The organism is Paenibacillus athensensis (assembly GCF_004514475.2).
GTDB classification, from domain to species: domain Bacteria; phylum Bacillota; class Bacilli; order Paenibacillales; family NBRC-103111; genus Paenibacillus_AL; species Paenibacillus_AL athensensis.
The window spans coordinates 82,917-103,240 of sequence record NZ_MYFO02000009.1 but is presented as its reverse complement, the minus strand read 5'-3'; the positions used below and the strand labels follow the sequence as shown (position 1 = coordinate 103,240).

At 59.5% G+C, this 20,324-nt stretch carries 24 protein-coding genes; 3 read left to right on the top strand and 21 right to left on the bottom strand.

Annotation, left to right across the window (positions count from 1 at the left end; all coding sequences use genetic code 11):
- Window positions 1–21 precede the first annotated feature (21 nt).
- Genes B5M42_RS16825 through B5M42_RS16815 form a run of 3 tightly spaced genes read left to right on the top strand, consistent with a single transcriptional unit; the run spans window position 22 to window position 4,716 of the window.
- On the top strand, window positions 22–636 hold the full coding sequence (locus B5M42_RS16825; protein WP_134757112.1) for a hypothetical protein: 615 nt from the start codon (window positions 22–24) through the stop codon (window positions 634–636).
- Window positions 615–4,046 carry an ATP-binding protein gene (locus B5M42_RS16820; protein WP_230632958.1) on the top strand — a complete coding sequence of 1,144 codons (3,432 nt, stop codon included), beginning with the start codon at window positions 615–617 and terminating at the stop codon, window positions 4,044–4,046. The genes B5M42_RS16825 and B5M42_RS16820 overlap by 22 nt, the downstream gene beginning before the upstream one ends.
- A 4-nt stretch (window positions 4,047–4,050) precedes the next feature.
- Window positions 4,051–4,716: a response regulator transcription factor gene (locus B5M42_RS16815; protein WP_134754110.1), complete on the top strand. Its 666-nt coding sequence runs from the start codon at window positions 4,051–4,053 to the stop codon at window positions 4,714–4,716.
- 200 nt (window positions 4,717–4,916) lie between these two features.
- On the opposite strand, the gene B5M42_RS16810 is transcribed toward B5M42_RS16815, so the two are convergent.
- From B5M42_RS16810 to B5M42_RS16710, 21 genes are all read right to left on the bottom strand, one after another.
- Entirely contained in the window at window positions 4,917–5,222 is a 306-nt protein-coding gene (locus tag B5M42_RS16810; protein ID WP_134754108.1) for a hypothetical protein, read from the bottom strand.
- Window positions 5,223–5,287: 65 nt separating this feature from the next.
- Window positions 5,288–6,106 (bottom strand): hypothetical protein, encoded by an 819-nt coding sequence (locus B5M42_RS16805; RefSeq protein ID WP_134754106.1) that lies wholly within the window; start codon window positions 6,104–6,106, stop codon window positions 5,288–5,290.
- Window positions 6,107–6,158: 52 nt separating this feature from the next.
- Entirely contained in the window at window positions 6,159–7,016 is an 858-nt protein-coding gene (locus B5M42_RS16800; RefSeq protein WP_134754104.1) for a hypothetical protein, read from the bottom strand.
- 275 nt (window positions 7,017–7,291) lie between these two features.
- The gene (gene glpX, locus B5M42_RS16795) at window positions 7,292–8,269 is read right to left on the bottom strand and encodes a class II fructose-bisphosphatase (protein ID WP_134754102.1); all 978 of its coding nucleotides are present in this window, start codon (window positions 8,267–8,269) and stop codon (window positions 7,292–7,294) included.
- Between the two features lie 159 nt (window positions 8,270–8,428).
- The gene (gene deoC, locus B5M42_RS16790) at window positions 8,429–9,076 is read right to left on the bottom strand and encodes a deoxyribose-phosphate aldolase (RefSeq protein ID WP_230632971.1); all 648 of its coding nucleotides are present in this window, start codon (window positions 9,074–9,076) and stop codon (window positions 8,429–8,431) included.
- Between the two features lie 181 nt (window positions 9,077–9,257).
- Window positions 9,258–9,536 (bottom strand): EutN/CcmL family microcompartment protein, encoded by a 279-nt coding sequence (locus B5M42_RS16785; protein ID WP_134754098.1) that lies wholly within the window; start codon window positions 9,534–9,536, stop codon window positions 9,258–9,260.
- Window positions 9,537–9,539: 3 nt separating this feature from the next.
- A complete protein-coding gene (locus tag B5M42_RS16780) occupies window positions 9,540–9,818 on the bottom strand; it encodes a BMC domain-containing protein (protein ID WP_134754096.1) in 279 nt (92 codons plus the stop codon).
- A 16-nt stretch (window positions 9,819–9,834) separates the two neighbouring features.
- On the bottom strand, window positions 9,835–10,107 hold the full coding sequence (locus tag B5M42_RS16775; protein ID WP_134754094.1) for a EutN/CcmL family microcompartment protein: 273 nt from the start codon (window positions 10,105–10,107) through the stop codon (window positions 9,835–9,837).
- Window positions 10,089–10,580, bottom strand: coding sequence for a ribose 5-phosphate isomerase B (gene rpiB / locus B5M42_RS16770; protein WP_134754092.1), 492 nt, complete (start codon window positions 10,578–10,580; stop codon window positions 10,089–10,091). Before rpiB ends, B5M42_RS16775 begins: the two co-directional genes overlap by 19 nt.
- 5 nt (window positions 10,581–10,585) lie before the next feature.
- The gene (gene tpiA, locus B5M42_RS16765) at window positions 10,586–11,431 is read right to left on the bottom strand and encodes a triose-phosphate isomerase (protein WP_134754090.1); all 846 of its coding nucleotides are present in this window, start codon (window positions 11,429–11,431) and stop codon (window positions 10,586–10,588) included.
- A gap of 32 nt (window positions 11,432–11,463) precedes the next feature.
- On the bottom strand, window positions 11,464–11,745 hold the full coding sequence (locus B5M42_RS16760) for a BMC domain-containing protein (protein ID WP_134754122.1): 282 nt from the start codon (window positions 11,743–11,745) through the stop codon (window positions 11,464–11,466).
- Between the two features lie 137 nt (window positions 11,746–11,882).
- The gene (locus B5M42_RS16755; protein ID WP_230632957.1) at window positions 11,883–13,325 is read right to left on the bottom strand and encodes an aldehyde dehydrogenase family protein; all 1,443 of its coding nucleotides are present in this window, start codon (window positions 13,323–13,325) and stop codon (window positions 11,883–11,885) included.
- On the bottom strand, window positions 13,322–13,624 hold the full coding sequence (locus B5M42_RS16750; protein WP_134754086.1) for a EutN/CcmL family microcompartment protein: 303 nt from the start codon (window positions 13,622–13,624) through the stop codon (window positions 13,322–13,324). Before B5M42_RS16750 ends, B5M42_RS16755 begins: the two co-directional genes overlap by 4 nt.
- Window positions 13,621–14,385 carry a hypothetical protein gene (locus tag B5M42_RS16745; protein ID WP_134754084.1) on the bottom strand — a complete coding sequence of 255 codons (765 nt, stop codon included), beginning with the start codon at window positions 14,383–14,385 and terminating at the stop codon, window positions 13,621–13,623. The genes B5M42_RS16750 and B5M42_RS16745 overlap by 4 nt, the downstream gene beginning before the upstream one ends.
- A 16-nt stretch (window positions 14,386–14,401) precedes the next feature.
- Window positions 14,402–15,040 (bottom strand): phosphate propanoyltransferase, encoded by a 639-nt coding sequence (pduL, locus tag B5M42_RS16740; RefSeq protein ID WP_134754082.1) that lies wholly within the window; start codon window positions 15,038–15,040, stop codon window positions 14,402–14,404.
- Window positions 15,041–15,053: 13 nt separating this feature from the next.
- Window positions 15,054–15,998: a sugar-binding transcriptional regulator gene (locus B5M42_RS16735; RefSeq protein WP_134754080.1), complete on the bottom strand. Its 945-nt coding sequence runs from the start codon at window positions 15,996–15,998 to the stop codon at window positions 15,054–15,056.
- 101 nt (window positions 15,999–16,099) lie between these two features.
- Entirely contained in the window at window positions 16,100–16,273 is a 174-nt protein-coding gene (locus tag B5M42_RS16730) for a XapX domain-containing protein (protein WP_407946129.1), read from the bottom strand.
- On the bottom strand, window positions 16,273–16,680 hold the full coding sequence (locus B5M42_RS16725) for a cytidine deaminase (protein WP_134754078.1): 408 nt from the start codon (window positions 16,678–16,680) through the stop codon (window positions 16,273–16,275). The genes B5M42_RS16730 and B5M42_RS16725 overlap by 1 nt, the downstream gene beginning before the upstream one ends.
- A gap of 10 nt (window positions 16,681–16,690) precedes the next feature.
- The gene (locus B5M42_RS16720) at window positions 16,691–17,656 is read right to left on the bottom strand and encodes an ABC transporter permease (protein WP_134754077.1); all 966 of its coding nucleotides are present in this window, start codon (window positions 17,654–17,656) and stop codon (window positions 16,691–16,693) included.
- 2 nt (window positions 17,657–17,658) lie between these two features.
- Window positions 17,659–18,729: an ABC transporter permease gene (locus B5M42_RS16715; RefSeq protein ID WP_134754075.1), complete on the bottom strand. Its 1,071-nt coding sequence runs from the start codon at window positions 18,727–18,729 to the stop codon at window positions 17,659–17,661.
- Window positions 18,726–20,267 (bottom strand): ABC transporter ATP-binding protein, encoded by a 1,542-nt coding sequence (locus tag B5M42_RS16710; protein WP_134754073.1) that lies wholly within the window; start codon window positions 20,265–20,267, stop codon window positions 18,726–18,728. The genes B5M42_RS16715 and B5M42_RS16710 overlap by 4 nt, the downstream gene beginning before the upstream one ends.
- Window positions 20,268–20,324 lie beyond the last annotated feature (57 nt).

Genomic DNA, 20,324 nt, shown 5'->3' with positions numbered 1-20,324 from the left:
TTATTCCTGGGAGGGTTGACGATGGCTATTCCGAGCTATACCTACGAACAAATTGCGGGGGAACTGCAAACGGGCGATCTGCTGTTTTGCCACGGCATTGTGACGGGCAGCGAACGGATCGAAAAGCTGGAGGATTGCGAATGGTCGCATGTCGCTATGGTCGTGCGATTGGACGCCGAAGAAATTCTGATCTGGGAATCGACCTCTGCCGACAATTTACAGGACGTTCGATTTCACGATACGGCCCCGGGGCCACAGTTGGTCCGGTTGATCGACCGGATTTCCACCGATGTCTCGAATGATACGGACACGTTGTTCGGGATCCGCAAGCTGCAGGTTGAGCGCACGCCGGCCATGCTGGAGGCGATGAACGCTTTTTTCAGAGAAGTATATGAAGCTGAATTTCCGGGAACGGCCCGCATGTACGCCGAGGTGCTTGCCGGCAAGGTCGGGATCAAGACCTCGTACAAGGATTTCTTTTGCAGCAAGCTGCTGGCCGCCACCTATATCCAGATGGGACTGCTCAGCGAAGACAGGCCGCCCAACGACTATGAGCCCAAGGATTTCACGCCGGCCGGCAGCGTCAAGCTGATCAGCGGGGCGTCTCTGGGCGAATGCTGCTTCATCAAGCCCTGATCGTCCGGACGCCCATGATGAAGCGGACTGGCGGTTGGATTACGTTTCTATTTATATGTGCAATGCTGTCTGCAGCCCTGTTGACGGAAAGCGGTTCATCTGCGGCCAGCGCCGCGACACCGGCTCCCATCAACGGAACGCTGGATGTGTCCGGCTGGGATGCAGCAGCAGGCAGCCTCCTTGAGCTCGACGACGGCTGGGAGTTGATCTGGGGGCGGCTGCTGGAGCCCCGCGATTTTCTCGCCTCGTCGGCGCCGGAACGCACGGGGCTTTTCGCCGTTCCTTCCTTTTGGCGGAAATATCGCGTGGACGGACAGCCGCTGCCCGATTTCGGCTTCGCAACCTACAGGCTTGTGGTGACGAACTACAATGGGGATCAGCCGCTGAGCCTGAAGCTGCGCAATATTTATTCCTCTGCGGCGCTGTGGGTCAACGGAAAGCGGCTGTACACGATCGGTCAACCAGGTACGACTGCGGCTTCAACCGTTCCCCGCTTCGCTCCTTCGGCCGTTGTCGATCTCGGCGATCCCGGTCCGCGTCTGGAGCTGGTCATCCAGGTCGCCAATTTCAGCTATCCGCGAGGCGGCATCAACAACGCCCTGCTGCTCGGCACGACGCAGCAGCTGCGGCAAATGAAGCAAAACGAGGTCATGCAGGACAGCTTCGTCTTCGGGGCGCTGGTCATCATGACGATCTATCACCTGATCCTCTACCTGCTGCGGCGCAAGGACGTATCTCCGCTCTACTTTGCCTGCTTCTGTCTGTGCATCGCCGTGCGCACGCTGCTGGTCAACTCGCGGTTCTTGCTGGACCTGTATCCCGATTTCTCATGGGTTTGGTTTGGCAAGCTATCCTATTTGACTGTGTATGTAGCGTTATATTTTATCGCTTCTTTCATCTATCATCTGTTTCCGGCCTACTTCTCGCGCCGCGTGCTGCAGGTCTCGCGCTGGCTCAGCGTCGGGCTGACGCTGTTGACCGTGTTCGCCGACATCTCGTGGTACGACCGCAGCCTGCCGATTTTTGAAGCATATACGGCCTTCCTGCTCCTTTACGGCATTTACACCGCCTTTCGGGCAACGCGCGACCGCCAGGACGGCGCATGGCTGTTCATCGTCGGTTTTCTCGTCCTGCTGACGGTCTCGCTCAACGATACCGTCAAGCGGCTGAGCCTGATCGAAACGCCCACGCTGCTGCAGCACGGCGTGCTGGTTGTTATTTTTCTGCAATCGGTCATTCTGTCGCTGAAGTTTGCCAAAACGTACGCGCAGGCCGAACGCCTCTCCGAACGGCTGCTGTCGCTGGACAAGCTCAAGGACGAGTTTCTGGCCAAAACCTCGCACGAATTGCGCACCCCGCTTGTCGGCATGATTGGACTGGGCGAATCGCTGCTCGAAGGCGTACACGGACCTTTGCCGGCTCCGGCCGCGCAAATGCTCCAGCTGATGACCGTCAGCGGCAAACGGTTGTCTCATCTGGTCAACGACATTCTTGATTTTGCTAAAATCAAAAATAACGACCTCCAGCTGCGGCCCGTTGCCGTAGACCTGGCGCAAGCAGCGGAGCTGGTCGTCTTGCTGCTCGGACCGCTTGCGGCCAAAAAAGGGCTGCTGCTCGTCAACCGCATTCCCGCCGGCCTGCTCGTCTATGCCGACGAGGATCGGGTGCAGCAAATCTTCCACAATTTGCTCGGCAACGCGATCAAATTTACCGAAGCAGGCTCGATTGAGCTGTCGGCGCAGCGGCTGGAGAAGCAGGTGCTTGTCCGCGTCGTGGATACCGGCATCGGTATTGCAGCCGAGGATCAAAGCCGGATCTTCGATTCATTCGAGCAGCTTGACGGCACGATGGAGCGCTACGGCGGCACCGGCATCGGGCTGACGATCACGCGGCAGCTCGTCGAGCTCCACGGCGGCGAGATTCGCGTAAGCTCCGCGCCGGGAGAAGGCGCGGCGTTTACGTTTACGCTGCCGGCCGTGGAACGGCTGGCAGCGGACGGCGCGGACGCGGTAGCGCGGGGCGCGGCGGCGGCGGCGCGGGGCGCGGCGGCGGCGGCGCGGGGCGCGGCGGCGGCGGCGCGGGGCGCGGTGGCGCGGGGCGCGGGGGCGGGGGCGGGCGGCACAGTTGCGGGGGCGCAGGGCGCGGGGGCAGCGGCGCGGGGCGCGGACGCGGTGGGCGGCGCAATTGCGGCGGACCAGCCCCCGCTCGCCCCAGGCGGCAGCGCCACGCAGCCGCCTGGGGCGAGCGCGCCGCCCGGCTGGCCGACGATGCCCGCCGACGCGCCGCTGCGCCCAGACGCCGGCCCGGCCGACGCCCCTGCGGCAGCGCATGACGCAGCCGACGAGCAGCTGCCGACGGTCATGGTCGTCGACGATGACCCGATTAACGTGCAGGTGCTCGTTCATTTCCTGCACGGCCGCTACCGCGTCATCGAAACAACGCGGCCGCAGGAAGCGCTGCGCTGGCTGCAAAACGGCTTCGCTCCGGACATTGTGCTGCTCGACATCATGATGCCGCACATCTCCGGCTTCCAGCTATGCCGCCAGATCCGCAACGCGCACAGCTTCAGCGAGCTGCCGGTGATCTTCCTCTCGGCCAAAAGTCAGATTGCCGACCTGACGACTGCGTTCGAGCTGGGTGCCAACGATTATCTGCTGAAGCCCGCCGATAAGCAGGAGCTGCTGGCCCGCATTGATCTTCACCTGCGGCTGGCGCAATGGAATCGCTCGCTGGAGCGCGAGCTGACCGTCCGCACGGACAAGCTTAAACGCATGATGGAAGCAACGGCCGTAGCGATGTCCGAGCTGTCTGTGCTCGAAGAACGTAATCGCATCGCCCGCGACATCCACGATCAGGTCGGCCATACGCTAACCGCTTCGATTGTGCAAATGGAAGCCGGCCTGCATATGCTCGACAAGAATTTGGACGCCGCCCGCGACAGGCTCCAGCTTGTGGCCGGGCTCGTCCGGCAAGGATTACGCGAAATGCGCCAATCTGTCCATACCCTGCACGAGCAGGAGCTGCAGCTCGATCTTTTTTCCGCGTTGATCAAGCTGATTCAAGACACCGAGCGCTACGCCGACGTCACGATCGAGCATGAGCTGGAGCCGCTTACCGAGCCGCTGCGCTCCGAGCTGGAGCAACTGCTCCTGCACGCTCTGCAGGAAGGTCTGACAAACGGCATTCGCCACGGTCGTTGCCGCCGCTTCCGGCTGCAGCTCAAGCAGCAGGACGGGCAGATCGGGTTCGTGCTCGATAACGACGGCGAGCCGTATCGGGCCGAGCGGCTTGGCTTCGGCTTATCCGCCATGAAACGGCAGGTCGAAAGCTGGCAGGGCAGCCTGAGCGTAGGCACCGCGCCAACGGCGGGCTGTCGGCTGGACATTCGCATCCCACTACAAAGGAGGTAACCGTATGAGCAAGATATCGATTGTGATTGCCGAGGATCAGACGCTGGTGCGCGACGGTTTAACCGCTTTGATCGGACTCGAAGACGACATGGAGGTTGTTGGCGTATGCGGCAATGGCGAAGACGCCTACAATCTGGTCCGTCAATGGCGTCCGCGCATCGTGCTGATGGACATTCAAATGCCGGTCATGGACGGCATCGCCGCCACAAGGCTGATCAAGCGCGATTTTCCGGAAACGCTCGTGCTCATTTTGACCACGTTCTCCGAGGATCGTTATATTGTGGAGGGGCTCGTCCACGGGGCCAGCGGTTATCTACTCAAGGACCTGCCTGCGGCCAAGCTGATCGCCGTGCTGCGCGATGCCGACCGCGGCGAGCTGCTGCTGACCTCGACCATTGCCGCCAAGCTCGCCGGACGTCTCCAGCAGTTGTCGGCGGTCGCGCCGTTTGCACCCTCCCCGCTCGAAGCGGAATTCACCCCGCGCGAAATCGAAGTGATCGAACGGCTTGTCGAGCGCAAAAGCAACCGTGAAATCGCCGCCGAGCTGTACATCACCGAAGGCACTGTGAAAAATTACATTAGCGTCATCTACGAAAAGCTCGGAACGAACGAGCGGCTCAAAGCGATCGCCTTGCTCAAAGCGATGCTTCAACAGGCCGGCCACCGCTAGGCGTCCCCCGAACGCTCCCACACCGCGCGCGACTCCCGGAGCGCGGTGCCAGCCTTACGGCGGCTGACAGACCGCAAACGCCGCGCAGGGAGCGCTTCCCGCGGGGAGCGCCGGCTGCTTGACGGCCCTACCCGCGCAGGAGGGCTCCCGCTGCGAACGCTGCGCCATCGCGCAGCTTTTTTATAATCGATGAAAAAAGCTTAATGATTGTACGTCGAATCGAACGTCAGCCCTTCATATTGCAGTTGCCCCCAGCTAACGCCCTGTGAGGTGGACAAACGCTGCTTCGTCGGCGTATGCACGACCCAGTGACCGCCCTCGTTTTTGATCCCGTCACCCTTGCCGGAAGGTCCCAGCAGCGGAATCGGCTCCTTGCCGAGAATTTCCTTCGTGGCGTTTTGCGTGTCGGCGTTGCATTTGTCCCAAGCGCTGTCGGTGATGCAAATGTTCACGACGATATTGTTGCCCTCAGGCGTCTGGCATTGGCAGATTTTCGAAAATTTCATGATTTATTCTCCTTTTTATATGAGTTTTATGGGCAATTCCTTACTCTCTAATCGAATCGGAGCGGTTAGCCGGCCGACAACGGCACGTCGAGAATAAAGCTTTTGATGCTGCTGCCCAAGCGCTGCTGCACCATGCTGCGATAGTTGCCGTACAGGGTTTGGTTCAGCGTCATCGCTTGCACGCCTTTGAAAATTTTCGTATCCGACCCCTTATAGTGGACGAACAAAAAGTCCGTATTGGAATCCTTCGAGCTGAAATACGCGCCCAGCGTGTGCATGGCAATCGCGCCGTTCGATTCGGTGACCGCGCCGATCTGGAAGTTGCCGGCATTGCTGCTGACGGCGTTATGACCGAACAGCTTGATGCGGCCGTCGTCGTCCTTGAGCTTTTTGAGCGCGTCGATGCTCGATTTGACCACATCGTATTCGTCTTGCGTAAAAGCCGCCTTCATGATGTCAAGCACAACGTCGTCAAGCTTGAACGAGCTGCTGGACACTTGATATTGCTGAAAATTAAAGCTTTGCACCGTCCACGCCAGCGCCCCGAGCGTGCTTAAATACACCGTATACCATTGCTGCGCCTGCGTCTGCCGATTGTACTGCGCGTTGGCGGCAAACTGTGCGAACAAGGTGGAATCCAGCACATCCTGACGGTTCTGGTCCTGCACCCCGGCCACGAATGAAACGACGCTGCCGCCGTCGACACTGGCGCTTGTGCCGCCATCGCTGCCCGAGCCACTGCTTTGCGCTGTACCTGCCGCATCCGCAGTCGTGTCGGCTACTGCCGTGCTGTCGACGTCAAGGCCCAGTCCCGAAAGATCCGGGATAGAAAGCGGCGTGTCGGCAATCCATTTTTGCATATCGTCGATATTGGTTGTTGTCATCGTAATTTCCCTCCTGAAATAAGTTTATTGGCTTGTAACCGCAGTAAGCAGTTTAGCCTAATGGAATCGACAGAATCATTTGCTGCGTCTGACCGGCCAACTGCTGCTTGACCGTGTCACGCATTTGCGCATACGTATTGTCGTCGAGCGCCAGCGTCTGCGACGCTTCGTACAGATTGGCCTTGCTGCCGGAAAAGCTCTGGAACAGCAGATCGTCGGTCAACCCGGCACTTTGAAAAAGAACGGCCGTCATCTGCATGCTGATCTCGTCCTGCTTGGACTCTTGCACGACGCCAAGCTGAAAGTTGCTGGAGCCGCCGGCAACGGCATTTTGTCCGAATAAGGTCATGTGGCGGCCGGAGCTTTTGAAGCCTCCGAGCGTTTGTACCGTTTGCAGCAGCAAAGCTTGCGAGCTCGCGGGCAATACGCGGGACGTCAATCCGAGCAATTGCTTGCTCAACTGGAATTGCGACGGCAGTCGCACGCATTTCGTAAAGCTGAAGCCGGCGACGTTCCAGCCGAGCAGCACCAGCGTTTGCACGTAGATGCCATACCATTGGCTGGTCTGCGTTTCCCGCTGATATTTGGCATTGGCTGCGCCTTGGGCAAACAGCGTCGAATCCAGCACGTCGTCGCGATGTGTGTCGCAGATGCCGGACACGACGGAAATCACGCTGCCGGCGCAAATGCTGGCCGAGCCCTTGCTGCTTTTCGAGCTGGGCGACGCATCCTCTTCCTCCGGCGGCCGGGTGCCGGTACATTGGTCCGTTTCATCCGCCGCTTCGATCATTGCCGGAAACAGCAGCGCCGTGGCTGCAATCTGCTCCAGCCTTAACTGCAAGTCTGTCATCGGCTCCGCCAAGCCGCCGGGTCGTTCACTGTTCGTACCTCCTTGCACATGGCGTTTCACACCTCCTTCCCTGTAAGGCAAGTCCGCTGCGGCTTGGCCGCTCGCGTCTTCTTGCTTTTCATACTAAACCCAAAGCCCGGTTGGCGTTAGTTACTGTCCGTCATGTTTTGGTCATGGTTTCAGTAAGGGGTCAGGTCACGGCCAGGGCAGGGACCGCCCGGGTTCGACCAACTGCTCGCTCAAGGAACGGTCAAAGTCGGCGCACGACAAAGGGCCGCCCCCCGTCATCCGCGATGACCGGGAACAGCCCTTTCCTTCGATGATTGCTTATAGGCTCACAGCAGCGCCGCTTCGGACAAAAACGGCTTGTTCGGCAAATAATGGCGCGCTTTGATGTAGCGTACGGTTTTTGTTTTGGCGCGCATGACCAGTGAATGCGTCTCGGCCCGGTAACCCGGCAGGTAGGTCACGCCGCCAAGAAAGTCGCCGGGCGTGATGCCCGTCGCCGCAAAAATCACGTCGCCGTCGCCAACCATGTCCGCCATCGTCAGGATCCGCAGCGGATCGGACAAGCCCATCGCCCGGCATCGCTCCAGATCGTCCGGCGTCGATGGCGCGAGCCGCCCCAGCAGCTCGCCGTCCAGGCAAGACAGCGCCGCTGCCGCCAGCACGCCCTCGGGCGCTCCGCCGGAGCCGACGTACAGATCGATGCCCGACTCCGGGAAGGCCGGGGCCATCGCGCCGGCGACGTCTCCGGCGCTCAGCAGCTTGATGCGCACGCCCACCCGGCGCAGCACCTCGATCTGCGACTCATGCCGCTCGCGATCGAGAATCGTAACCGTCAGATCGGATATCGCCTTGTTCAGAATCGCCGCCGCCTTCATGAGCGTCGTCTCCAGCGGATCGTTCAGGCTAAGCCGCCCCTTGAGCAGCGGCCCGCAGGCCAGCTTCTCCATATACATATCCGGCGCATGCAGCAGACGCCCCTTGCCCGCAATCGCCACCACCGCCAGCGCATTATTCAGGCCGCGCGCAACCAACTCCGTGCCCTCCAGCGGATCGACGGCCACGTCCACCTCGGGCCCGTCCCCGTTGCCGACCGGCTCGCCGATATACAGCATCGGCGCCTCGTCCATTTCGCCTTCGCCGATGACTACCCGGCCTTTGATCGAAACCGAATCGAACATCGCTCGCATCGCCGCCGTGGCCGCCGCATCGGCTTCATTCTTCCGGCCTCTGCCCATCCAGCTTGAGGAAGCCAGAGCAGCCAGCTCCGTTACACGCACTACTTCCATTGCCAATTCTCTTTCCATCGGCCCCCCCTTATGTAAGGCCCGTCCTCCCTTGCGGCACGATCAGGCCATATACGGCAAGCAGGCATAACGACGGCTCTTGCGAACGTCACTATGCCTGCTTGCACATCCTTCTTACAGCCAGTCCGCCTTCAAGCGGCAGACTGCACCGATTTGCGCTTAATATCCCGTACCCTTGCCGCCCGTCACCATCGCCACGCTGGAGCTCGCGCCAATGCGGTTGGCTCCGGCGTTGACGATTTTGCGCGCGGTGTCGAGATCGCGTACGCCTCCCGACGCCTTGACGCCCATATCGGGGCCGACGGCCTTGCGCATCAGGGCGATATCCTCCGGCGTCGCTCCTCCCGGTCCGAAGCCGGTCGACGTCTTCACGAAGTCGGCGCCAGCCATTTTGCAGATCGAGCAGGCCTTCAGCTTTTCCTCGTCCGTCAGCAGCCCCGTCTCCAAAATCACCTTGACCACCGCTTGTCCCCGGCAGGCGAGCACGACTGCCTCAACGTCCGTCTTGACGGCATTCAGGTCGCCGGACTTGAGCGCACCGATGTTCAGCACCATGTCGATTTCCGTTGCCCCGCTTGCGATCGCGTCACGCGCTTCCGCTACCTTCGCAAAGGAGCTTGTCGCCCCTAACGGAAAGCCGACAACGGTCGTAATGCCGACCCGCGAGCCCGCAAGCTCCTTTGCCGCAAGCGGCACCCAATACGGATTCACGCAAACGGTGGCAAAATGATGCTCTCTCGCTTCTGCGCACAGCTTTACGATATCGTCTCTGGTGCATTCCGGCTTCAGCAAAGTATGATCGATCATACGGGCGATCTCCGGCCCGGTAATAACCGGCGTCTTCTGCCAGGAAGCGGCGGCCGTTCCGCCAGACGCGGCGGCTTCGACGGATGTCTTGACGGCTCCCGGCTGGTTCGTTATTTGTGCCAGCACTTTTTTCGTTATTTGCTCAATCAGTTGTTCCGCATCCAATGCGATCCACTCCATTCTACCGCTCTTTCAATTCGTTCAAATAATCGATGATGCCTACAATCACCGCATCGACGGCTCCATCGGGCCGCTGCATCACTTCTCGCGCCGATCCGCCCTCCTCGACGATCAGGACGATGTCCCCGATGCCGGCATGGGCGCAATCGACGGCAATCAACGGGTCGGCATGCGGCTCTCCCCGCTCGTCTAGCGTTTGCACCACCATCAGCTTGAGGCCGCGATGGCTGTCCGTTTTGACCGTAGCGACGACGTTGCCCAGCACTTTGCCGATTTTCATTGCCTAGAGGATCGATTGCGGTAAAATTTTCTCCACATCGCCATGCGGACGCGGAATCACATGCACGGCGAGCAGCTCGCCGACCCGCTGGGCCGCTTCGGCGCCTGCGTCGGTAGCCGCCTTGACCGCTCCTACGTCGCCGCGCACAAGCACGGATACGAGACCGCCGCCAACGAGCACCTTGCCGACGACGGTTACGTTAGCAGCCTTTACCATTGCGTCGAGCGCTTCCACCGCGCCGACCATCCCTTTTGTTTCAATCATTCCCAATGCGTTGCTCATGAGCGGATACCTCCATTTATGTGGTTGCGTTATAATTGTCGACGATTCCCATGATGCCGGCGTCCGCCGCCACCAGTTCCAAACCAAGCGGCAGACCCGCTTCGCGGCTTTTGGCCAAATAAACCAAATCTCCATATCCGGCGCAGCCGATCGTATCGATCGCCACCAGCGGCTTGCCCGCAGGCGTCGCCGCATTTTTCATCGGCTGAACCACCAGCAGCTTGAGGCCGGTCAGGCTTTCATCCTTTTGCGTGCAGACTACGGAGCCGATCACTTGTCCGAGGAACATGGCTCCACCTGCCTGAACCGTTTCAGGAAACGGCTTTCGACTTCCATAATTTTGGTCACGCGCTTCTCGTGCCGGCCGCCGGAGAACGGCGTTTCAAGCCATGTCTTCACCATTTGCCGGGCCAGCCCCTTGCCGAGAAATTGTCCGCCGATCGCCAGCATGTTGGCATTGTTGTGATCGCGGCTGTTGATCACGGTGGATAAATCCCAGCAAAGCGCGCAGCGCACGCCGGGCACCTTGTTGGCCACCATCGTGCTGCCGATGCCGACGCCGTCGATCATCAAGCCGACGTACTCCTCGTTCGTCGAAATGGCCTCGGCCACAAGAAAGGCGATATCCGGGTAATCGACAGCCTGTTTATCGTAGCAGCCGAAATCGACGAGCGGGTATCCAAGCTCTGCCAGATACGCCTTTACGTCTTCCTTCAGCTCGAACCCGCCGTGGTCACATCCCAATACGACTGTTTTTTTCATGTCCCTTACCCCTTCTGAAGCGCAGTTATGATAGCTTCAAACGTGTCCGCCGCCAGGCTCGCTCCGCCGACAAGCGCCCCGTCAATATCCGGCATGGCGCAAAGCTCGCCGACGGTCTGAGCCTGCACGGACCCGCCGTACAGAATCGGGATTTCCTCGGCAAGACGGGAGCTCCGCCATTCGCCAAGCACATCGCGAATATAACGGTGCGTCTCCTGCGCCTCGGACGGCAGCGCCGTTCGGCCGGTGCCGATCGCCCATACGGGCTCATACGCAATGACGATGTCGGGAGCCGCCGTCTTGATATCGGCAAGCGCGGACAACAGCTGCTCTCGCAGCACGCTGCCCGTTAAGCCCGCGTCGCGTTCGGCCTGCGTTTCGCCGATGCAGAGCACGGGCGTCAGCCCGGTCTCCAGCGCGCGCGCCAGCTTGCGGGCCACGCGCTGCGCAGCCTCGCCGGCCGCTCTGCGCTCCGAATGGCCGATCAGCACGTATGCGCAGCCCAGCTCGGCAAGCAGCTCGCCGTGTACCTCACCCGTGTAAGCCCCTTGACGCGCTTCATGCAGATTCTGCGCGCCCAGCGCCACCTGCAGCGGCTCAAGCCGTGCGGCCAGCGGCGCCAGCAGCGGATACGGCGGGCAAATGACAACGCGGCAATGCGCGTACGGCGCGTGCTGCAAGCCGTCGATAAACCGGTTGGCCGTTTGCAGGCTCATATTCATTTTCCAATTGGCCGCAATGAGCGGCCGCTCACGTCCGGCGCGGCGCGGGACAAGCGTATCGGCCCCGCCCAGCTCGTCAATGAGCCGGGCAACCAGCCGCCGGATCTGATCCTCCAACACATGCTCCATAAGCTATTCGTCCGATATGCCCGGTTAGCGGATTACTCCGCTTTCACCTGCGGCAATATGCTCTCCACTTCGCTGTGCGGTCTTGGGATCACGTGCACAGATACGACGTCGCCAATGCGGCGGGCCGCTTCCGCGCCGGCTTCCGTAGCGGCCTTGACCGCCCCTACGTCGCCGCGCACCATAACGGCCACCAGACCCCCGCCTGTAAGTACTTTGCCAACCAGCGTAACATTCGCAGCCTTCACCATGGCGTCCGCCGCTTCAACGGCACCTGTCAATCCTTTTGTTTCGATCATTCCCAATGCTTCTTTCATCGTCGATCTGCCTCCTTGGGCTTCATTGTGGGGTTGTTGCTCGCCGGGCCGCACCGCCGCCGCCGTTTTTCGGGCAGCCGCCGTGCGCCGGCTTCCTGTCGATTTGCCGATCATGGGCCTCACACTCCTCTATGCCGCTACACGATGCGGAAGCCGTCTACGAGCACGCAGCGGCGCTTCCGGGTAAAGGTGCGGGCCGAGGTCAAGCCCTCGCCTGTCGGACCGGCGATCGTCAACGTCGTGTAGCCTTCTCCGCCGAAGCCGAGTCCGGCGTAGGACGGTCCATTTTTAACGAAAATCGTCGCTTGCAGCGCTTTGGCCATCTTGGTCAGGTTGCGAATGTTTTGCGAATGCATAATCGCCGTATGGCGGTTGCCTTTTTCCGCTTTAATTGCGCTTTGAATCGCCGCGTCCACGTTCGGCACCCGAACGATCGGCAGTACCGGCATCAGCATTTCCGTATATACAAGTGGATGATTATCCGCTGTTTCTGCTATAATAAGTTTGGTAGATTCATTTGTATTTACGCCGATTTCTTTCAGTATGAGGTCGGCGCTTTTTCCTACATACCGTTTATTTGGCATATATTTATCTTTATCGTCCATCTTGACCAAAATCAGTTCAAGCAGCTTGGCCAGTTGGGTGCCTTTGACCTCGTACGCGCCGTTCTTGATCATCTCGGCTTTAAGGGAGCTGGCGACGGATTCGACGACGAACACTTCCTTTTCGGCCGTGCACAGCACGTTGTTGTCAAAGCTGGCGCCCAGCACGATGTCTCGGCCGGCCTGTGCGAGATCCGCAGTTTCGTCCACGACAACCGGGGGGTTGCCGGGACCGGCGGCAATGACCTTTTTGCCCGAGGTCAAAGCGGCCTTCACAACGGCCCCTCCGCCGGTGACGACCAGCGCATTGATGCGCGGATGCTTCATCAGCGCTTCGCTCGTTTCAAGCGTAGGCTCGGCGACGCTGGTCAGCAGATTGCGCGGACCGCCCTCGGCGACAATCGCCTGATTGAGCAGCTGCATGGCGCGAATCGAAACGGCTTTGGCGCTCGGATGCGGGTTGAACACGACCGCGTTGCCCGCGGCAATCATGGAGATGCCGTTGTTGATAATCGTGGCCGCCGGATTCGTCGTCGGCGTAATCGAGCCGATGACGCCGAACGGCGTATATTCGAGCAGCGTCATGCCGTCGTCACCGGTGTAGGAGCTCGACGCCAGATCCTCCAGCCCGGGGGTTTTCACGGCAGCCAGCTTGTTCTTGGCGATCTTGTCGGCCACGCGGCCCAATCCGGTTTCCTTGACGGCCAGCTCGGCCAGCTCCTCGGCATGGGCCAACGCCGTTTCTCGCATCCGGCCGATGATCGCTTCCCGCCGGGCGCCCGGCATATGGCTGAATTCGCCGAAGGCGACGACGGCCGCTTCCACGGCTTCATCCACGGTCGCGAACACACCGTGCTCCATAGCGATGCCCGGACCGGCGGCGGGGGCGGACGGCTCAAGCCCTTGACCTCCAAGCTTGCCGATGACCTGGGCCACGATCTGGCGGATATCCGCTTCTGAAATGCTCAAATGACTCACCTCGTTTCATGTTTGCTGAAGGTGGTTTCTCCATTCAACTCAATCGTATCGACAATGGCGATGATGGTGGCGTCCACCGGCACGCCTTGGGTGATCTTCGTCTGTCTGGCCGAGCTTCCGCTGACGACCATGACGATTTCCCCTTCGCCGGCGTGCACGGTATCGATCGCGACAAGCGGCTTGCCGTCCGGCGCCTGCGTCGCCATATGGACGGGCTCGACGATCAGCAGCTTTTTGCCGATCAGCTTCTCGTCCTTGGTCGTCGATACGACCGTACCGATCACACGGCAAATATTCATAGCTTGTCCTCCTTGCCGTTCGGCGTTGCGTCCCGCGTCCATTCGATGCCAAGCAGCTTCGCTTCGTCCCTGGCCAGCGGAGTGACCATGCTGCGCGGCGGCAGCGTCACGCGGGTTTCCCCTTCGTCCGCCCAATCGCGCACGTGCCGGGCGTGGACCAGAGGCCTCGCCAGGCTGCGCTCGGCGCTGCAAAGCGCCCGGACCCGCTGCGCCAGCTTGGCGAAGGGCGCGATGTGCACGCCGTACGACGCGATCTGGCGAAAGTGCCCCTCCACGGCGTCACGAACGACGGCCGGCACGGCCAGCTTCTGCGCGCCCGGCGGCAGGACGAAGCTGCTCGCCGCGACGACGTCCTTGCCGCGCAGCAGCGCCTCTATCAGCGTGCCGGAAACAGGATCGTCGTCCTGCAGGCCGGCAAGCTTGGCCAGCTGGCCGAGCCGCAGCGTCGGCGCGACGACGATATCGGCGTCGGCTGCGGCGGCGCTCCAGGCGGCGCGATCGCCGCCCGCGAGCGACACGGCCGGGCAAGCGCCGAACGCGGCGGCATCGGCTGCGGGCGGAACGCCGCAATACGCCAGCGTCGCCTGGCATACGCCGCCGAGGCCGCGAATGAAGCCGTCGACGCTGCCGGCGTTCTGCCCGTCCGTGTGCAGCACGAGCACGCGCTTGCTTTCACGGCGGGCCTGCGGCCGCTCCAGACGCCTCAGGTATTCCTGCACGGCTTGGCGAACAATGGCGGTCACGCGTTCTTCCAGATTCATAGTTCGCCTCCTTCTCCTACGACTGGAGCAGCACGCCGATTTGCCCGGTGCGAATGCGGCCCGCATTCGCTTCGTCCAGATCAATGTGCATCTCCAGCCGATACTTCTCGGATACGCGGATCAGCACGTTATCCATCGTCAGCGCGCGCGGACCGCCGACCCTAACGCTCACGCGCTGGCCGTTCCGCACACCGAACGCCTCGGCATCCGCCGGGTGCATATGGATATGCCGGGCCGCGCAGATGACGCCTTGTCCAATGGTCAATTGACCGCGGGGTCCCTGCAGCACCAGACCCGGCGTTCCGGCGATATCGCCGGAATCGCGGATCGGCGGAGCGATGCCCAACGTAAATCCGTCGAACAGCGAGATTTCCACCTGTGTGTCGCCGCGCGCCGGCCCAAGGATGCGCACCCGTTCGATGCGCCCCTTGGGACCGATCAGTGTGACGGTTTCGTTACAGGCAAACTGACCGGGCTGCGACAAATCCTTCAGCTTGGTCAGAGCGTCCTTCGAGCCGAACAGCCGCTCCACCGCTTCCGGCGACAAATGAACGTGGCGGTTGGAAACCCCGATCGGAATTTCATCCGTCGGCTTGCGCTCCAGCGTATCGCGCACCGTCCGTTCGATCAGCAGGGCCAGCTCCTCTTCATTCATGGTTTCACCTCCTTCAAGAAGGGTAGTCCAGCAAATGCTTGGCGGTGAATTGGTCGGTAATCAGCACGTTGGCGTATTTGCCGCGCAGTGTGCCGTAAATGGCGTCAACCTTCTTGAAGCCCCCGGCCACCAGAATCGACTGCTCCTTAGCGCGCAGGTCGGACAACTCAATGCCGATCGTGCGGCGGTTGATCTCATCGCTGCAAATGTTGCCTTCCAGGTCGATGAACCGGGAGCAAATGTCGCCGACCCCCTTGGTATGAATAATGTCCAGATCACTTTTGGAAAAATAGTTCGTTTTGATCAGCACGGAATCATCCGTCGGCACGCCAACAGTGAATACGGCCAAGTTGGCGTTCTTGCCCATATCGAGGATTTTGCGGATATGTCTGTCGGCTTCAATCGCTTGTTTGACCACGGCATGATCGACGATGGCGGGCAACGGGAGAAAATACGGCATCGTATTGTAGGCGTGACCAAAGAGGTGGACAATTTCCGACGCATACGTATTGGTCTCCGAATAGCTGACGCCGCCGTTTAATTGAACGACGCGCACATCCTTCACGTGCTTGTTTTGCAGATTGGTGGCAACCTCGAAAAGCGTCGTCCCCCATGATGTAGCGACCGTGTCGCCGTCATTCACCGCTTCATGTAAATATTCTGCCGCAGCCTCACCCAAATACTTTTTAACAATCCTCTCGTCATATCGGGGAACTCCCGTGACGACGGCATGCTTCAGCCCAAATCTCTCGCGCAACTCTTGAGCGATAAGCTCGTTGTTGGCGGTAGGGTCCATGATCTTGATCTGCACGATTCCTTCAGCTTTCGCTTGCTGCAAGAACCGCGATACCGTAGGACGCGATACCCCCAGCTTCTTGGCGATATCCTGCTGGCTGTAATCCAACTGATAATACATGCGAACCGCTTCAATAATTTTCTCGATTTTGTCTCCGGCCATATGGACTCACCCGTATTTGTTTTAATTGAAATTATGTTCATCAACGTTTTACATAATTTCATCTTCATTATACGAGCGTTAGCGAAAAAAGGCAATCCAATTCATACAAAGGCTTTGCCCAGCCACTCCACAACCTTGCCGCCCAAATAAACCCCTGCCACGCCCATCACGCCGGACAGCACCGGCGGCGCAGGCAGCGGCATTTTGACAAACTTGAACAACGCTCCGACAATCACGCCGCCCAGCAATGCGAATATAACTTCTTTCATTTCCATCACCCGTTATTCTCCAATTTAGTATCGTTCCATTTGAAACCGAACGGCAGCAAGCCGTCCACTGTCGTCTCCATCGTATCGCCGTGCAGATTGGTCAGCAGCACCGGCGTTTCCCCCGGGCACAGCTCCAGCATGACTTGCCTGCAAGCGCCGCACGGCGAGACAGGCCCCTCCGAATCGGCTACGACAGCAATCGCCTCCACCTCGACGTCGCCTTCCGAATAAGCCTTAAACAGCGCCGTACGCTCCGCGCAATTGCACAGCCCGTATGAAGCGTTCTCGATGTTGCAGCCGGTAATGACCTTGCCCTGCTTGGTAAGCACAGCCGCTCCGACCTGAAAGCCGGAATACGGCGTGTATGCCTTTAGCCTCGCTTTGCGGGCCGCTTCGATCAGTTGCTCGCGCATTTCGCGCCACCTACCTTTGTCCCTTTTCATACGGCTTGCCGGCCGCGGCCGGCGCGACGGCTTTGCCCACGAAGCCGGCGAGAATGAGAATCGTCAGCGCGTAAGGGAAAATATAAATAAAATCGACCGGAATGTAGTTCGTGATACCGTAAAGCTGAAATACCGATTTCAGCGCGGAAGCGATGCCGAAGAACAAAGCGGCGAACATGCCCGCCACAGGTCGCCACTTGCCGAAAATCAGCGCAGCCAGCGCGATGTAGCCTTGTCCGGAAATCGTACTGTGCGAGAAGTTGCTCGTCGTCGTCAGCGCGATCGTCGCGCCTCCCATCGCCGCCAAAGCGCCGCTCGCCATCACCGCGATATACCGCATCTTGAATACGTTAATCGCCAGAGAATCGGCCGCCTTCGGATGCTCGCCCACCGCCCGCAGACGCAAGCCGAACGATGTCTTATACAGCACGAAAGCCGATAGCGCAACGAGCAGGAAAGCCAGATAGCTGGTCGGATACGCACTGAATACAGCGTGCCCGAGGTACGGGATCTTCGACAGCAGCGGAATGTCCCACTTGCTGAGTACATGCTGCAGCGTCGGAGTTTGCGCCGAGCCGTGCAGCAGCTCCTTGCACAAATAAATGGAAAGCCCGATGGCCAAAAAGTTCAACGCCACGCCGCTGACGACCTGGTCGGCCTTGAAGTTCACGGAGGCCACTGCATGCGGCAGCGAGAACAGCGTGCCGGCGACGATTGCCGCCAGAAACCCGATCCACGGCGAGAGCGCGCCGAGATGCAGCTGCGTTTCGGCAAAATAGGTGACGATCGCCGCCGTAAACGCGCCGACAGTCATCAAGCCCTCCAGCGCGATGTTCACAACGCCGGCCCGCTCCGAGAACAGCCCGCCCAATGAAGCGAACACCAGCGCGGTGGCGAAAACAATCGTCGTATGGGTCAGTTCGCTCAGTAATTGCAAAATTTGCACGGCTATATCACGTCCTTATTCCTTTTTGCAAACTGCTTGAGCAGCAGCTTCACGATACCGCTGGCCGCCACGAAGAAAATGATCAGCGCAATGATGATATTGATCAGCTCCTCCGGTACGCCGGCCCCGAACTTCATACCGGATGCGCCGTAGGTCAACACGCCGAGCAGGATCGCGCTCAAAATCGTGCCCACCGGCGTGTTGCGGCCGATCAGAGCGACGGCAATGCCCATCATGCCGTAGCCGGGAAACGACGTATTGATCGCCTGATAATGGAACACGCCCAGCACCTCGCAGGCGCCGCCGACGCCGGCAAAAATGCCGCTGACGAACATGGCTTTGACGATGTTGGCGTTCACGTTGATGCCGGCGTACTCCGAGGCTTCGGGACTGAAGCCGACGGCGCGCAGCTCGTAGCCCGTTTTCGTTTTCCACAAAATAACGTAGAACAGTACCGCCAAAATCAAGGCGATGACGATGCCGTAATGAATGCGGGAATTGCCGAACAACGCGGACAAGCCCGGCGACGACAGCCATACGCTTTTGTCGATGAACTTCGAACGCATCTGCCCGGGTTCCAGAAGATAAGCCTTGACGAAATAGTTCGAAATGTGGAGTGCGATCCAGTTGAGCATGATCGTCGTGATGACCTCGTGCACGCCGCGCACTGCCTTCAAATATCCGGCGATTGAGCCCCACAGACCGCCCAGCAAACCGCCCGCAACAACCGCCAGCGGAATGTGTAGATACCAGGGCAGATGCAGCTGAATGCCGACAAAATCCGCCGCCAGCGCGCCCATAATGAACTGGCCCTCCGCCCCGATATTAAACAAGCCTGTCCGAAACGCAAAAGCGACGGACAATCCGGTAAAAATCAGCGGCGTCAGCTGCCGGATCGATTCCCCGATGCTGTACAAATCGCCGAACGATTTATTGAACAACGACGCATAAGCATGAAACGGATTATATTGACCCGTCAGCATGATCAAGGCCCCGAGAAACAATCCCAAAAAGATGGAAATCAGTGAAATTAACGAAGATTCCCGAAACAACCCTTTGACGAAATGTCTCATGCGCTCTCCTCTCCCTGCGCCGTTTTCCCGCTGCCCGACATCATCAGGCCGATCTCCTGCTCGGTCGTCGTGCGCGGATCGACAATACCGACGATTCGCCCTTCATACATGACCGCAATCCGGTCGGACAGATTCATAATTTCCTCCAGCTCCAGCGAATAGAGCAGGACGGCCTTGCCTTTGTCGCGCTGCTCCACGAGCTTCTTATGAATAAACTCGATGGCGCCGACGTCCAGTCCGCGCGTAGGCTGCGTCGCGATCAGCAGATCCGGGTCGCCGTCGACTTCGCGAGCGATGATGATTTTCTGCTGATTGCCCCCGGACAGGGCTCGGGCAGGCGTCGTTTCGCTTGGCGTGCGGACGTCGTATTCCTCGATCAGACGAATCGCATGCTTGCCGATCGCCTCGTAGTTCAGAAATTCATTTTTGCAAAATTCAGGCTGATAATAATCCTTTAGCACCGTATTTTCGCTTACCGTAAAATCAAGCACCAGGCCGCGCTTCTGCCGATCCTCCGGAATATAGCCGACCCGGGCTTCCTTGATCTGGCGCGGCCGGGCATTCTGGATCGGCTTGCCGTTCAGCACGATCTCGCCGCGGTCGATGCGCCGCAGTCCGGTGATCGCCTCGATCAGCTCACGCTGGCCGTTGCCCTCCACGCCGGCGATGCCGAGAATTTCTCCCGCCTTCAGCTCGAAGGACAGCTTCTGTAGCGCGGGAATGCCCCGGCTGTCCAGCGCTTCCACATTCGACAGCTTCAGAATCGTCCTGCCGGGCGTCGCCTCCTCCTTGTCCACCGAGAAGCTAATTTGCCGGCCGACCATCTTGGCAGCCAGCTCATCCGGCGTCGTCTCCTTGACCCGCACGCTGTCGATAACCTTGCCCCGGCGAATGATCGTCACCCCGTCGCATACGGCCATAATTTCCTTCAGCTTGTGCGTAATCAGGATAATCGTCTTGCCTTCCTCGACCAGACTGCGCATGATTTTCATCAACTCCTGAATTTCCTGCGGAGTCAGCACGGCGGTGGGCTCGTCGAAAATCAAAATGTCCGCACCCCGATACAGCGTTTTCAGAATTTCCACCCGCTGTTGCATCCCGACCGAGATATCCTTGATCAGCTGGTTCGGCTCGACCTGCAGTCCGTACTTGGCCGACAGCTCCCGCACGCGGCGCACAGCCTGACCATAATCGATCGTCACGCCCTTCTTCGGCTCGTTGCCGAGAATGATATTTTGCACGACGCTGTAAGGCTCGATCAGCATGAAATGCTGATGGATCATGCCGATGCCCAGCTCAATGGCCGCCTTCGGGTCGGAAATGTTCACCGGCTGCTCATTGATGAGAATCTGGCCTTCGTCCGGCTCGTACAAGCCGAAGAGAATATTCATCAGCGTCGATTTGCCTGCGCCGTTCTCACCGAGCAGCGCGTGGATCTCGCCCTTTTTCACTTGAAAGCTGATCGAATCATTGGCGACGATTCCGGGAAATCGCTTCGTAATTCCTCGCATTTCAACGACAGTTTGTGTTTCCCGCATCTTGACATCACCCGCTCTTCCTTGCTTTTACTTGATTTTTGGCAAAATACAAGACTA

Coding starts and splice junctions, on each gene's coding strand:
- pduL (WP_134754082.1), bottom strand. CDS start 15,040: ATGAATGAAGAGGAGCTGGCCCTGCTGATCGAACGGACGGTGCGCGAT.
- B5M42_RS16805 (WP_134754106.1), bottom strand. CDS start 6,106: ATGACAACAACCAATATCGACGATATGCAAAAATGGATTGCCGACACG.
- tpiA (WP_134754090.1), bottom strand. CDS start 11,431: ATGGAGCATGTGTTGGAGGATCAGATCCGGCGGCTGGTTGCCCGGCTC.
- B5M42_RS16745 (WP_134754084.1), bottom strand. CDS start 14,385: ATGAATCTGGAAGAACGCGTGACCGCCATTGTTCGCCAAGCCGTGCAG.
- B5M42_RS16730 (WP_407946129.1), bottom strand. CDS start 16,273: ATGGAAATGAAAGAAGTTATATTCGCATTGCTGGGCGGCGTGATTGTC.
- B5M42_RS16775 (WP_134754094.1), bottom strand. CDS start 10,107: ATGTTCCTCGGACAAGTGATCGGCTCCGTAGTCTGCACGCAAAAGGAT.
- B5M42_RS16725 (WP_134754078.1), bottom strand. CDS start 16,680: ATGCGCGAGCAACTGATCGAAGCGGCCCGCAAAGCGAGGCTAAAGGCA.
- glpX (WP_134754102.1), bottom strand. CDS start 8,269: ATGGAAAGAGAATTGGCAATGGAAGTAGTGCGTGTAACGGAGCTGGCT.
- B5M42_RS16715 (WP_134754075.1), bottom strand. CDS start 18,729: ATGAGACATTTCGTCAAAGGGTTGTTTCGGGAATCTTCGTTAATTTCA.
- B5M42_RS16825 (WP_134757112.1), top strand. CDS start 22: ATGGCTATTCCGAGCTATACCTACGAACAAATTGCGGGGGAACTGCAA.
- B5M42_RS16820 (WP_230632958.1), top strand. CDS start 615: ATGCTGCTTCATCAAGCCCTGATCGTCCGGACGCCCATGATGAAGCGG.
- B5M42_RS16735 (WP_134754080.1), bottom strand. CDS start 15,998: ATGGCCGGAGACAAAATCGAGAAAATTATTGAAGCGGTTCGCATGTAT.
- B5M42_RS16710 (WP_134754073.1), bottom strand. CDS start 20,267: ATGCGGGAAACACAAACTGTCGTTGAAATGCGAGGAATTACGAAGCGA.
- B5M42_RS16810 (WP_134754108.1), bottom strand. CDS start 5,222: ATGAAATTTTCGAAAATCTGCCAATGCCAGACGCCTGAGGGCAACAAT.
- deoC (WP_230632971.1), bottom strand. CDS start 9,076: ATGATCGATCATACTTTGCTGAAGCCGGAATGCACCAGAGACGATATC.
- B5M42_RS16750 (WP_134754086.1), bottom strand. CDS start 13,624: ATGAATATTTGCCGTGTGATCGGTACGGTCGTATCGACGACCAAGGAC.
- B5M42_RS16815 (WP_134754110.1), top strand. CDS start 4,051: ATGAGCAAGATATCGATTGTGATTGCCGAGGATCAGACGCTGGTGCGC.
- rpiB (WP_134754092.1), bottom strand. CDS start 10,580: ATGAAAAAAACAGTCGTATTGGGATGTGACCACGGCGGGTTCGAGCTG.
- B5M42_RS16760 (WP_134754122.1), bottom strand. CDS start 11,745: ATGAAAGAAGCATTGGGAATGATCGAAACAAAAGGATTGACAGGTGCC.
- B5M42_RS16780 (WP_134754096.1), bottom strand. CDS start 9,818: ATGAGCAACGCATTGGGAATGATTGAAACAAAAGGGATGGTCGGCGCG.
- B5M42_RS16785 (WP_134754098.1), bottom strand. CDS start 9,536: ATGAAAATCGGCAAAGTGCTGGGCAACGTCGTCGCTACGGTCAAAACG.